10 protein-coding genes are annotated in these 13690 nt (G+C 62.3%); 9 read left to right on the top strand and 1 reads right to left on the bottom strand.

Going from position 1 to position 13690, the window contains the following annotated elements; genetic code table 11:
* Nucleotides 1-192: 192 nt before the first annotated feature.
* From MICSW_RS06845 to MICSW_RS06885, 9 genes are all read left to right on the top strand, one after another.
* Nucleotides 193-3093, top strand: coding sequence for an SNF2-related protein (locus MICSW_RS06845; protein ID WP_464498019.1), 2901 nt, complete (start codon nt 193-195; stop codon nt 3091-3093).
* Nucleotides 3094-3153: 60 nt separating this feature from the next.
* Nucleotides 3154-5013, top strand: a complete 1860-nt coding sequence (locus MICSW_RS06850; RefSeq protein WP_464498021.1) for a site-specific DNA-methyltransferase — start codon at nt 3154-3156, stop codon at nt 5011-5013.
* Nucleotides 5014-5015: 2 nt separating this feature from the next.
* Nucleotides 5016-8012, top strand: coding sequence for a restriction endonuclease (locus tag MICSW_RS06855; protein WP_464498024.1), 2997 nt, complete (start codon nt 5016-5018; stop codon nt 8010-8012).
* Entirely contained in the window at nt 8009-8734 is a 726-nt protein-coding gene (locus MICSW_RS06860) for an AAA family ATPase (protein ID WP_464498028.1), read from the top strand. Before MICSW_RS06855 ends, MICSW_RS06860 begins: the two co-directional genes overlap by 4 nt.
* 177 nt (nt 8735-8911) lie before the next feature.
* A complete protein-coding gene (locus MICSW_RS06865; RefSeq protein WP_464498031.1) occupies nt 8912-9421 on the top strand; it encodes an AAA family ATPase in 510 nt (169 codons plus the stop codon).
* On the top strand, nt 9418-9987 hold the full coding sequence (locus tag MICSW_RS06870) for a hypothetical protein (protein ID WP_464498034.1): 570 nt from the start codon (nt 9418-9420) through the stop codon (nt 9985-9987). Before MICSW_RS06865 ends, MICSW_RS06870 begins: the two co-directional genes overlap by 4 nt.
* A gap of 383 nt (nt 9988-10370) precedes the next feature.
* The gene (gene rpsA, locus MICSW_RS06875; RefSeq protein WP_443476352.1) at nt 10371-11846 is read left to right on the top strand and encodes a 30S ribosomal protein S1; all 1476 of its coding nucleotides are present in this window, start codon (nt 10371-10373) and stop codon (nt 11844-11846) included.
* A gap of 123 nt (nt 11847-11969) precedes the next feature.
* Nucleotides 11970-12404, top strand: coding sequence for a hypothetical protein (locus MICSW_RS06880; RefSeq protein ID WP_464498038.1), 435 nt, complete (start codon nt 11970-11972; stop codon nt 12402-12404).
* Nucleotides 12405-12467: 63 nt separating this feature from the next.
* The gene (locus MICSW_RS06885; protein ID WP_464498041.1) at nt 12468-12920 is read left to right on the top strand and encodes a hypothetical protein; all 453 of its coding nucleotides are present in this window, start codon (nt 12468-12470) and stop codon (nt 12918-12920) included.
* A gap of 22 nt (nt 12921-12942) precedes the next feature.
* Here the strand turns inward: MICSW_RS06885 and MICSW_RS06890 are convergent, their stop codons facing one another.
* On the bottom strand, nt 12943-13677 hold the full coding sequence (locus MICSW_RS06890; protein WP_347424341.1) for a GIN domain-containing protein: 735 nt from the start codon (nt 13675-13677) through the stop codon (nt 12943-12945).
* Between the last annotated feature and the right edge of the window lie 13 nt (nt 13678-13690).

Consider the following 13690-nt stretch of genomic DNA (forward strand, 5'->3'; position numbering starts at 1 on the left):
CTGCATAGACAATAGCGATGTGTCTCGCCGAGGTGCGGATCCTGGCTTCTGACCCTTTGTGGCAAACACGGTGAACGCTACGCCAACCGAGCATGTCCTAGCCGCCAGCCGCTGCGCTAGTCTGACCCTGCTGAGCGGGGCCTTAGCAGTCTGGGAGTGCTTTCACGTGTCGCGAGCGAGAGTAGCGAGCAAATGACGCCAGCGCTTACGAACTACCAGGCGAAGTACTACGCGCACGAGCTGCAGCGCAGCTACGCCAACGACCACGTCGGCAAGCTCGCCGGCCTGCTGTTCGACGCGAAGGTGGAGCCGAAGCCGCACCAGATCGATGCGGCGCTGTTCGCGTTACAGACGCCGTTCCTGGCGGGCGTGATCCTCGCCGACGAGGTCGGCCTCGGCAAGACGATCGAGGCGGGCATCGTCATCTCGCAGTACTGGGCCGAGCGCCGCCGCAGCATCCTGATCGTTGCCCCGTCTAGCCTGCGACAGCAGTGGCAGCAGGAGCTCTACGAGAAGTTCCTGATCCCGTCTGTCATCCTCGATCCGAAGTCGAAGGACTCGCTGCTTGCTGCCGCGGGCGGACGCTCAGCACAGGTGCTGATCTGCTCCTACGAGTTCGCGCTCCGGCATGAGACCTCGCTGCTCAAGGCGTGGGATCTCGTGGTCGCGGACGAAGCACACCGACTGCGGAACTACTGGACGGGCAAGACGAAAGCCGCCGAGGCCGTGGCGCACATCGTCAAAGGCGCCCATAAGACGGTGCTGCTGACGGCGACGCCGCTACAGAACAAGCTCGAGGAACTGTACGGGCTAGTGTCGATCTTCGACCCGGGCTACTTCTACTCCCTCGACGCCTTCCGGGAACGGTACGTCAAGAACCGAGACCTCGGCGGAGACGACGATCTGGTCGAGCGCGTCGCGACCGTCTCGAAGCGCACGCTGCGGCGCGACGCCGACAAGTACATCCACTTCACCAAGCGCCTGCCGCTGACCGTTGAGTTCACCCCGTCGCCGGACGAGGCGCGGCTCTACGACCTGGTGAACGACTACCTGCAGCGCGACGAGTTGTTCGCCTTCGCGGGCAGCCAGCGTCACCTCTCCGCTCTGATCATCCGTAAGCGCCTCGGCTCGTCGACCTATGCCGTCGCAAGCACGCTGGAGAACATCGCCAACCGCCTGGCCGATGAGGTCGCTGCCGGGCAGCGCCGCGATGGTCGCGGTGGCCTCGTGGCAACCGACTTTGCCATCGACGATGAGATCACCAGCGAGGAACTGGAGGAAGCCGAGGAGATCGACGGCACCGCCAACGGTTCCCGCCCGTCGTCGTTGCCCCTTGACGAGTCGCTACTGGAGGCGATGCGTGCCGAGGTTGCCGAGCTGCGCGAGTACGCGACGCTTGCCCGTTCGATCACGGAGAACCAGAAGGCCGTCAAACTCGGTGAGGCACTCGACCTTGGCTTCGAACGGCTGCGTAAGTTGGGCGCTCCCGAGAAGGCCATCATCTTCACGGACTCGACCAAGACGCAGGAGTACATCGCCCGCTCGCTGCGGGAGGCCGGTCGCGGCAAGGGCCTCGTTCTGTTCAACGGTACGAACAATGGCCCGGAGCAGACCGCGATCTACCAGGCGTGGTTGGAGAAGAACAGAGACGGCGACCTGATCACCGGTATCGCCGCCGTGGATCGGCGCAAGGCGCTCGTGGACTACTTCCGCACCGAGGGCACGATCATGATCGCGACCGAGGCTGCGGCAGAGGGCATCAACCTGCAGTTCTGCTCGATGCTCGTCAACTACGACCTGCCCTGGAACCCGCAGCGGGTTGAGCAGCGCATTGGACGCGTGCACCGCTTCGGGCAGAAGCACAACGTCGTCGTCGTGAACTTCTCGAACAAAGGCAACATCGCCGAACAACGCATCCTTGAGCTGCTGACGAACAAGTTCCAACTGTTCTCCAGCGTCTTCGGCGCAAGCGACGAGGTGCTCGGTGCGATCGAGGACGGACTCGACTTCGAGAAGACAATCAGCGACATCCTCACCCGCTGCAGAACCGCCGACGAGCTGGACTCCGCGTTCAGACAACTGGAAGAGCAGTACGCGGGCGAGATCTCGCGCGAGATGGCCAGCGCCAAGGCGAAGGTCTTCGACAACCTCGATCCCCACGTGCAAGATCGCCTCAAGGCATACGATACGCAGTCCGGTGAGGTGCTCAATAAGTTCGAACGTCTACTGCTCGCGGTAACCCGGCACGAACTCGACCAGCACGCCACCTTTGAAGGCGACGGGCGCACCTTCGTGCTGAACCAGTCGCCCGTGAAGGACGCGCCGACCGGACGCTACTTCTTCAAGTCCCAGCCGCTGGAGAACGCCCACCAGTACCGCTACGCGAGCCCCCTGGCCCAGCACGTCGTCGAGACCGCCAAGACCCACGACACCCCGGCACGCGAGCTGACCTTCTCGCTGAGCCAGTCGAAGCGCGTCAGCAGCGCAATCCGCGCACTCGAGGGCACCAGCGGCGAGCTCACCGTCAGCGTCGCGACCTTCCGCATGAAGGCGCGCGACGAGGACGTCTCCGAGTCCTACATGCTCGCCGGCGCACTGACTGACGACGGCCGGTGGCTCGATGAGGAGTACGTCGCAGACATCCTCGACCTCGCCTGTATCGACGTCGGCACAGGGCCCGTGACGATAGACGAGAGCCGCTTCACGCCGCACCTGGATGCGCGACGTGCGGACTTGGAGAAGGAAGTCCAGGGTCGTAACTCTCGCTACTACGACCAGCAGGAGGAACTCCTCTACCGCAACCAGCAGGATCGTAAGGCCGAGCACGAGGGCAAGATCCGCGAGTACCGCGCCAAGGAGAAGGAAGCCCGCAAGCTCGCCCGGCAGGCCGACGATCCGATGGAGCAACTGCGGCTCAAGAAGGAGGCCCGCAAGTGGGAGCAGCGTGCCGAGGAGGCCGACGAGGACTTCCGGGACGCGCGCAAGAAGCTCCGGGCCGAGGCCGATAAGTACCTCGAGCTATTCGAGCAGTCGCTCGAGGGAACCCAGGAGACCGAGCACCTGTTTACGATTCGCTGGCGGATCGCCACATAGACCACGGGTCATTCACAAACCCGACGCAAATTGTTAAGATCATGAAAGAGAATCACCCGAATGACCGACGAGATCTACGAAACACCATCCACTACTCCGAACTTCCAGACCGAGCTGGCAGCGCAGCTTGCCGATCTGATTCCTGAGGCAATCGCCGACGGCAAGGTGGATGTCGAGAAGCTCAAGGAACTGCTCGACGGCGACGTGGCCGACAGCAACGAACGGTTCGGACTCTTCTGGCCCGGCAAGAAGCGCGCCCTCCGTGCGGCGCAGGAGCCGACCACAGCGACGCTAAAGCCCGACTTCGAAAACTCGAAGGACTGGGACACGACTAAGAACGTCTTCATTGAGGGCGACAACCTCGAAGTGCTCAAGATTCTGCAGAAGCACTACCACGCGAAGATCAAGCTGATCTACATCGACCCTCCATACAACACCGGCAAGGACTTCGTCTACCCGGACAACTACAAGGAGGGCCTCGACACCTACCTCGAGTGGACGCGCCAGGTCAACGAGGAGGGCAAGAAGGTCACGACCAACGCCGAGACTGAGGGTCGCTACCATTCCAACTGGCTCAACATGATGTACCCGCGCCTCAAACTCGCGCGGAACCTGCTCGCTGATGACGGGGCCATCTTCATAAGTATCGATGACGCTGAGGCAGCGAACCTGTTGCTTATGTGTCGGGAGATATTCGGTGAGTCGAACGTGATCGGCACGCTTATTCACCAACGCGCCAAGGGTGGTGGCCAAGCAAAGTTCGTAGTGCGCGGCCATGACTACCTTATTGCAGTCTGCAAGAATATCGGACGTTTCGCGCCGCTTCTGAGGCCGAAAGTGATCCAGCAGCCGGTCGTGACTATCGATGGGGTCGACTATCTCAAGAATGATGATGTTGTAAGGCGTTCTTTTGGGAAGTATGACAAGTCTCTGGATCGACGTTGCTTCTACGAGGAACTCGAAGATGTCAAAGGCACTGAGAAGAAGCGCGAGATCGACGAGAAGATTGCTGACGGCAAACTCCATCTCGAACCTAGGCCTGATGTCGGAATGCACGTCATCTATGAGCTGGTTCCGGTCGCAGCGGCAACTTCGAAGATTTACTCGATTATTCGAGTTCTTTCCGAGCAAGGAAAGAACGATCTAGCCGAGCTCGGTATGGACGAGTACTTCGACTATCCGAAACCTGTCGAGTTCATTAAGCAAGTTGTGCAAGCGGTGGCACTTACAGATAAGCGGGCAACCGTTCTTGACTTTTTCGCAGGGTCTGGATCGACCGCACACGCTGTGATGGAGCTGAATGCGGAGGACGGGGGGTCTCGCAAGTACATCGCGATTCAACTTCCTGAACCATTGTCTGAGCCTTCGACTGCGCGAGCCAGAGGTTATAGGACTATCGCCGACGTTTCGAGGAAACGCATTGCTTTGGCGGCCAATAAAGTTGCAGAACGGCAAGCGGAACAACTAGCAACGCATGGAGCGCCGCTTGACTTGGGGTTCCGCTCTTACAAACTGTCTGACACGAACTTCGCCAAGTGGCGGCTGTCGAGCGATGTCGAAGAGGACGCACTGCAGCAGCACCTGCTCGGCCTCCGTGACAGCGCGACCGACGATGCGACTGCTGATGATCTGCTCACCGAGATTCTGCTCAAGCAGGGCTACTCGCTGACCGAGGACATCTCGGCTGCCGAGGTTGGTGGCCTCGATGTCCGTCTCGTGCGCGATCGCGATGGTGACATCGCCGTGCTGGCCTACCTGAACGAGCACGTCAAGCCGACGCTTGAGCAGCTCCGTGCACTCGTTGACGAGTCTCCGACGCGGATCATCGTGCTCGAGGATGCGTTCCAGGGCGACGACGAACTCAAGACCAACCTGGCCCAGCTCTGCAAGAGCAAGGGCATTGAGCTCTGGACGGCCTGAGTATGAAGAACGGCACAGCGAGCGGATCAGGATTTCAGTTCGACGCCAGTCAGCCGTATCAGCTGGATGCGATCGCGTCCGTGGTTGACCTGTTCGACGGGCAGCCGAAGGATGCGGAGAAGCTGGTCACGACCCTGCGTGGCGCGGCGGTACTTCCTGATTCGGATCAGGCCGCGCTCGACATCGATCTCACGCAGGAGGTTGGTGCGGTCGGCAACAGCCTGGTGCTCGATCGTGACCTGATCCTCGCGAACCTGCAGCGAGTGCAGGATCGCAACGGCCTTGAGGTGGCGCCGGCACTAGCGGGCGACGCGCTCGACTTCGATATCGAGATGGAGACCGGCACGGGTAAGACCTACGTCTACCTGCGCACGATCTTCGATCTGGCCGTCCGCTACAACTTCACGAAGTTCGTGATCCTGGTGCCGAGTGTCGCGATTCGTGAGGGTGTCAGCACGAGCATCCGGCTCATGCGCGAGCACTTCGAGAACCTCTACAAGCCGCAGGGCATCACCTTCGATGCCTCGATCTACAGCGGTAAGAGCGCTGAGGAGGTGCAGTCGTTCGCGACCTCGACGAACGTGCAGATCCTGATCATGACGATTGACTCGATCCGTGGCAATGCGAACACCCGCATCATCCACCAGACGCGTGACAAGCTGAACGGTCTGCGCCCGATCGACTATCTGAAGGCGACCCACCCGGTTGTCATCATGGACGAGCCGCAGAACATGGAGTCGCAGCTCTCGCAGTCAGCGGTCGGTGAACTCGATCCGGTGTTCACTCTGCGTTACAGCGCGACGCACAAGAAGCAGCGCAACGTCGTCTACCGGCTTGACCCGGTCGATGCCCACGATCTCGGTCTGGTGAAGCAGATCGTCGTGGCCGAGGTGGCCCAGCAGGGCGCGGACGCGACGCCGTATATCAAGCTGGTTGAGGTGCGGCGTGAGCCGTCGTGGTCGGCCCGGCTGGAGCTGTCCTGCCGCAAGGCCGATGGTTCGCTCGAGCGTCGGGTCGTGAGCGTGAAGCAGCACCAGGAGCTGTCGGATGCACGCCTGACGAACAACCCGATCTACGAGGGCTGGCGCATCAACGAGATGAGCATTGAGCCCGCCTACGTCGACCTCACCACCCACGGGTTCCTGTACGAGGGCGAGAGCATCGGTGCTTCGGCCGGCGCGATCTACAAGGAGATGATCCGCGAGACCGTTCGCGAGCACCTGCGCAAGGAATCGATGCTGCGCGCCAAGGGCATTAAGGTGCTCAGCCTCTTCTTCGTGGACAAGGTCGCCAGCTACCTGGGCGACGGCACGAACAACGACGATGCGAGCGGTGACTTCGTGCAGTGGTTCGATGAGGTCTTCGTCGAGGAGCGCGCGAAGTCCGCGCGCTACCAGGAGCTGCTGCCGCAGGCGCCGAGTGAACTGCGCCGGGCGTACTTCTCCCAGATCAAACGCGGCAAGACGACGACCTTCCAGGACTCGTCTGGGACCACCAAGGCCGATGACGACGCCTACGAACTGATCATGCAGCAGAAGGAACGCCTGCTCGACGAGAACGAGCCCGTGCGGTTTATCTTCAGCCACTCTGCCCTGCGCGAGGGCTGGGACAACCCGAACGTCTTCCAGATCTGCACCCTGCGCGAGATGGGTGCCGAGACCGAGCGCCGCCAGACCCTCGGCCGTGGCCTGCGCCTCCCCGTCGCCAAGACCGCTGACGGCTACACCCGTGTGGCTGACCGTGGCGTCGCGACGTTGACGGTCGTGGCGAACGAGTCGTACACGAAGTTCGCGGACGCGCTCCAGCGCGAGTACAAGGACGCCGGTGTCGAGATAGGCCGGGTGCGCCGGGCCGAGTTCTCGAAGATCCCGCTGCAGGACGAGAACGGTGCGCTCACCGACGATCAGTTCGGCTACCAGCGCTCCGTTCTGGTGTGGGAGCACCTCAAGGACAAGGGCTTCATCGACAAGGACGGCACGGTCACGCCGAAGTTCCAGCCGAACCAGCTCGGCTTCGACCTCGGCCTGCCCGTCGACTTCGCCTGGGCCGAGACGATCATCATCGAGCTGGTCGAACGCGCCAACATCGGCAAGTACGTCAAGCCGGTCAGCAAGCGTCAGCCACGGGTGCTCAACAAGCAGCTCTACTCGACCCCCGAGTTCGAGGAGTTCTGGGAGACGATCAGCCAGAAGACCACCTACCGCGTCAAGGTCGGTCGCGATCAGCTGATCGAGAACGCCATCCGGGCGATACGGGAAGCGCCGAAGATCGACGCGCTGCGCATCCAGATCAGCCGCGCCGGGGTCAAGGTGCTTCGAGGTGGCGCCAAGGGTGAAGAACTCGGCACCCGCTCGGCCGACCTCAAGGGCAGCTACGACCTGCCCGACATCATCACGGAGCTTCAGGAGGCGACCTCCCTCACTCGCAAGACCATCGTCGACATCCTGATCGGCAGCGAACGGCTGAGCGAGTTCATCGGCAACCCGAACGACTTCATTGCGATGGCCAAGCGCGTGCTCAAAGCGGAACTCGGCGCGCTCCTTGTCGATGGCGTCCAGTACGAGCGGATCGCGGGCTCGGTATACGAACTGCGTGAGTTGCAGAAGGACGGTGAGGAGGAGAAGGAGCGCTTCCTCGACCAGATGTACAAGGTGCAGCACACCCAGAAGACCGACTTCGACTACGTCGTCTTCGACTCCGATGTCGAGCGCCAGTTCGCGGAGCTGCTTGACTCGCGCGAGGACATCAAGTTGTTCATGAAGCTGCCTGCGAAGTTCAAGATCGACACCCCCGTCGGGCCGTACAACCCTGACTGGGCGATCATCAAGCAGGAGGACGGCGAGGACCGGATCTACATGATCCGCGAGACGAAGAGCACGCTCGATGACTCGAAGCTCCGCCCGACTGAGCGCGACAAGATCAAGTCTGCCAAGCGCCACTTCGAGGCCATTGGCATCGAGGACTACGCACGAGCAGTACCGGGAGCGTGGAGGCTATGAGGCTCATCTCCGCTCACGTCCAGGGCTACGGCCGGATCGTCGATTCCAAGATCAACTTGGATGCGAAGGTCATCGCTATCGTGGGGCCGAATGAGGCAGGTAAGACCACCCTGCTCAAGGCGCTCGCTCACGTCGATGGCGAGACCGCCGTGCCGGTGCCTCAGCGTTCGCGAGCTACCGAAGTAACCGATCAGACCCGTGTGACGACCTTCGACTACATCGTGGAAGAGGAAGATCGCACTGCCCTTGCGGATCTCGACTTGCACGAGCAACCGACTCGCGCCCACGTTGCACGCTCCGCTTCCGGAGACAAGCTCATCGTCGACCTGCTTCCAGCGCCTCGAAAGTCCGTGCGGCCACTCCAAGATGCACTCGACACGCTTAAGGCAGCAGCCGTCAAAGAAGACCTTGACGACTGGATCGATCCAAACACTGCGTATGTCGATCCGGGGTCTGACGATCCGCATGATTACAGGGCGGAGCTCAGCTCCGTGGTCGAGGCTGTCGAGGCTGCCGTCGGGGAGGTCGGAAGTGATCTTCCTGCCGAAGCAGTTCAGACTGCGCAATCCCTCCGGGGTGTAACGCTTGCTGACGACGTCGATGCGGAGTCGCTGCGTGCGGCCTTCGATGCGATCATCGCGTGGTCTGAGCGAGAAGACCCCGCTCCAGCCGCTCGCGACCGCATCTGGAGGCGCACGCCGGACTTCATCCTTTTCGACTAGGCCGATCGCTCAATTCAATCCGCGTACACATTCGACGACGCGCTGATCAACGACACCCCAGTCGCGCTTGCGAACCTTGCGGGCACAGCGTCACTCGACCTCGCAGAGCTTCTCCAGTTCGTTCGAACAGGAGACATTGCGCGTCGACGAACGGCGATCGTCCAGGCCAACAAGCGGATGGACGCCATCTTCGACGAAGCGTGGAAACAGTCGAAGCTGGCTGTCCACTTTGAGCTTGACGGTGATCAGCTTCGCATCGAGCTCATGGAGGACGGCGACAACATCACAGTCTTCGACGAGCGCAGTGCCGGTCTCCGAATGTTCGTCGCTCTGATCGCCTTCCTGAAGGTTCATGGTTCGGAGCGTGCGCCGATCTTGCTCATCGACGAGGCAGAGAACCATCTCCACATCGATGCGCAAGCGGATCTGGTCAATATGTTCGTCACGCAGGAGCACGCGATCAAGGTCATCTACACGACCCACAGTCCTGCGTGCCTTCCGCCCGACCTTGGCACTGGGATTCGTGTTGTCGTACCGCGTCACGACAACTTCCAAGTGAGCGACGTGAAGAACAGCTTCTGGCAAGGTGCAGCAGGCTACTCGCCTCTGATGCTTGCAATGGGTGCAGCGGCCGCTGCCTTCACGCCCGCTCGCTACGTCGTCCTGGCCGAGGGGCCACCGAGATGATCCTTCTACCTACGCTGATACGTTCCGCAACTGGACAGGCGGATCTACCCTATCAGGTGGCGCCAGGACTGTCCGAAGTACCGAACGACTTTCTGCCGAAACTCGACCTCGAGGCTGCCCACGTCGCATACCTCGTCGACGGTGATGATGGCGGGGCGAAGCTGAAGACTGCCCTCACAGATGCAGGCGTGCCAGAGAGCCTGATCGCTGAGTTGGGATTTCCGGGGATCGAGAACGCCCTCGAGCCGGACGCCTACAGGGCTGCGATCTCGGCGCTGCTTCCTGAGTGCAATCCAGGAGTCACTGCAAGCGATCTTCCAGAAGTGCCACCGATTGGAGCAGAGACGGGCGCTTCGGCTGCGAAGTGGATGTACGACTGGATCAAGAGCGTCGGGCTAAAGGCTCCGTCTAAGGTGGCAGTCGCGAATTGGCTGGTCGAGAATGACCGATCGACGCTGAGCGCTGAAGGTGTGGGGGTATTTGTGTCGTTGCACGCGAACCTCATCAGGGCACTCGGCATAGAAGTCGACGGGAGTTTCACGAAGCTAGGAAACGCATCGCCGTGACGATGGCTGACGGTTCCTTGAGAGCCATCGAGTTGGTTTCAGCGGCGGACCCGCCCTTCCGCTTTAACTCGTCCTCCGTGCAGCACCTCAATCCAGACGGCCGGCACGGAGGGTGATGGTACCTCAATTCACCCGTCGACTCTGATATCCTGAAGTGTCACTCGTGGGCTTCGTTCTGCATGCCTGCCCGCGGGAACGCGGGGGAGTGACATCGCATAACCCAATCCACCTGGCCTTGGTGCGGCATCCGTGCGTGTGAAGTGCGTTTCGACTCGCTTTACTCGCTCAACGACCGAGAGGCGCGTTTCGACTCGCTTCGCTCGCTCAACGAACGGAAAGCATCCTGGCCCCGACTACAACACCATCCAAGGACAACCCACTACATGACTACTGCAACGACCGCCCCGGCCACCAAGCAGGTTGCGATCAACGACATCGGATCTGCTGAGGACTTCCTGGCCGCGGTCGAAGAAACCCTCAAGGGCAAGGACTTCAACGACGGCTCGCTCATCGAGGGCACCGTCGTCAAGATCGACCGCGACGAGGTCCTCCTCGACGTCGGATACAAGACCGAGGGCGTCATCCCCTCGCGCGAACTTTCCATCAAGCACGACGTCGACCCCAACGAGGTTGTCAACGTCGGCGACCAGGTCGAGGCGCTGGTTCTCCAGAAGGAGGACAAGGAAGGCCGCCTCATCCTCTCGAAGAAGCGTGCCCAGTACGAGCGTGCCTGGGGCGACGTCGAGAAGATCAAGGAGAACGACGGTGTTGTCACCGGTTCCGTGATCGAGGTCGTCAAGGGTGGACTCATCGTCGACATCGGCCTGCGTGGATTCCTCCCCGCATCGCTGATCGAGCTGCGTCGCGTCCGTGACCTGACCCCCTACCTGGGTCAGGAGATCGAGGCGAAGATCCTCGAGCTCGACAAGAACCGCAACAACGTCGTGCTCTCGCGCCGTGCGCTGCTCGAGCAGACCCAGTCGGAGTCGCGTTCGAACTTCCTCAACAACCTGCACAAGGGCCAGGTCCGCAAGGGCACCGTCTCGTCGATCGTCAACTTCGGTGCGTTCGTCGACCTCGGTGGCGTCGACGGTCTCGTGCACGTCTCGGAGCTCTCGTGGAAGCACATCGAGCACGCATCCGAGGTCGTCGAGGTGGGCCAGGAAGTCACCGTCGAGATCCTCGAGGTCGACCTCGACCGCGAGCGCGTGTCGCTCTCGCTCAAGGCCACCCAGGAAGACCCGTGGCAGGTGTTCGCCCGCACCCACGCGATCGGCCAGATCGCACCGGGTAAGGTCACCAAGCTCGTTCCGTTCGGTGCGTTCGTTCGCGTCGCAGACGGCATCGAGGGCCTCGTGCACATCTCGGAGCTCTCGGGCAAGCACGTCGAGCTCGCCGAGCAGGTCGTCTCGGTCGGCGAAGAGGTCTTCGTCAAGGTCATCGACATCGACCTCGAGCGTCGCCGCATCTCGCTCTCGCTGAAGCAGGCCAACGAGTCCATCGACCCCTTCGGTGTCGAGTTCGACCCGGCCCTCTACGGCATGGTCACGGAGTACGACGAGAACGGGGAGTACAAGTACCCCGAGGGCTTCGACCCCGAGACCAACCAGTGGAAGGAAGGCTTCGACGAACAGCGCGAGAAGTGGGAGCAGGAATACGCTGCAGCCCAGGCTCGCTGGGAAGCCCACAAGGCCACGGTTGCCAAGGCCGCCGAGGCCGAGGCCGCCAAGGAAGCCGACGACAGCTACAGCGGTTCGTCCGCATCGGGCTCCGGCTCGTACTCGAGCGAAAGCCCCGTCGGCACGCTCGCGGATGACGAAGCACTCGCGGCCCTGCGCGAGAAGCTCTCGGGCCGCTAAGACCCGGCACCACCCGCGTCACAGCCGGTAGCACCACACAGCAAAGGAAGGCCGGGATCCCCGCTTGGGGGTCCCGGCCTTTCAGCGTTCCTGGGGGCTTGGGTGCTGTGCCACACTGGGCGCATGCATCGGGGGATCGCAGTACTTGCTGTTGCTCTTGTTGGCGTGCTCGGGCTCGCCGGATGCACCGATGCGGCACCGGAGCCGACGAACTCACCGCGCACCTACACGTACAGCATCTTCGACAGTGGTGCCGAAGACATCGACACGCTGCCCGACGCCGCGAGTGACCTGTTTGCGGATCTCACGCAGAGCATGTCGCGGTACGCCGGCGACGACAACGGCACGCAAGTGTGGGCCGTGCGCGGGATCGGAACCGAGGGGCCCCAGTACTGTCTCGTGTTGGTCGCCTACGACAGGGCGTCGACCGGATGCGCATCTCGGGGGGTTCTCGAGGTCGGCCGAGGGACCTCTGCGGCGTACCAGCTGGTTCCCGACGGGGACCCCGCGCCGGATGGAGCCGTCAAGCTCGCCGAGAACGTCTACGTCGTGCGGTGATTTCGCACGGTGTCGTGTGGGCGGAGGTTCGACATCCGTCTCGATCTGTGATGAGACTGGACGATGCGCCCACTCACACGACGCACACTGACCGCCACCACCGGAACGCTCGTTGCAGCGCTCGCTCTTGCCGCCTGCACCGGCGTGAGCTCCGCCTACCGGGACTACCCCATCTTCGAACGGGAAGCCACCGCCGCCGACCAGCCGCCGCAGGATATTCTCGACCAGATGAACGAGGTGTCAACCGGCGACGGCAGGCCGGAGGTCGAATCCGCTCGACTCGTGGGCACCTATGAGGACGTGTCGCTCTGGCTCGTGAAGACGGTCGCGGCGGGGAACGTCTGTCTCATCGCCGCGTCGTCAGGTGAAGAGGACTGGGTCGCAGGCTGCGGGGCGCCGCATAACGGCGAGGTGATGGGGGCAGACCTGGGGACGTTCGGCTGGCACTCCGACGACGTCGAGGTGCCCTCCACGGCAACCCCCATCAGCGAGAACGTCTACGTCTACACCGGCTGACGCGACATCCCGCCCCTGCGGGTTACCGGGGTGCAGCGATCTCCACTGTGCCGCTGCCCGTGACATCCGTCGCGACCTGGACGGGATCGCCGGCATAGGTGAGTCCGCCGCTGCCGCTCACGCTGGCACGGAGGGTGTCGGTGACGAACATCCACGCGGAGCCGCTGCCCGCGATCGAGGCTGACGCCTTCTGGGTGCGCAGATCCTCGCCCGAGAAGTCACCCGACCCGTCCATGGAGAGGTCGAGCGACACACTCGAACCGTCGAGGGTGACGCTGCCCGATCCGTCGATCCTCACCGTCAGGCCCTGCGTGTGAGTGTCGGTCAGCGCGAGGCTGCCGGAGTCCGTGATCTCGACGACCCCCTCAGGTCCGAGCACGCCGGCGCCCGAGACGCTCCCCGAACCGCTGACCTGCACACGATCGAGGGAACGCACGGTGAGGTCATAGCTGATCCGGCTCACGCCGAACGCGCCGCCGCCGTAGTCCAGCACCAGCGTGCCCTCGTCGACGTCGGAGGTCAGCGCCGAGATCGCGACAGCAGATGCGGTGATCGTCAGCGATTCCTCCTCGCCGATCGTGATGGTGAGATCGCCGCTGGTGCGAAGGTCCACGGCATCCACCTCGGCGAGCTCTCGCGTCTGGGTCGTCATGGGTCCTGAGAACGGGATCTGTCCGCAGGCCGACAGCGGTGCGACAAGCAAGACTGCGGCGGCGAGAACCGCGGCGCGGGTGAACGGTTGGGTGCGGGTGTGCATGGTGCTCCGTAGG

The organism is Microbacterium sp. SW12 (genome assembly GCF_055391095.1).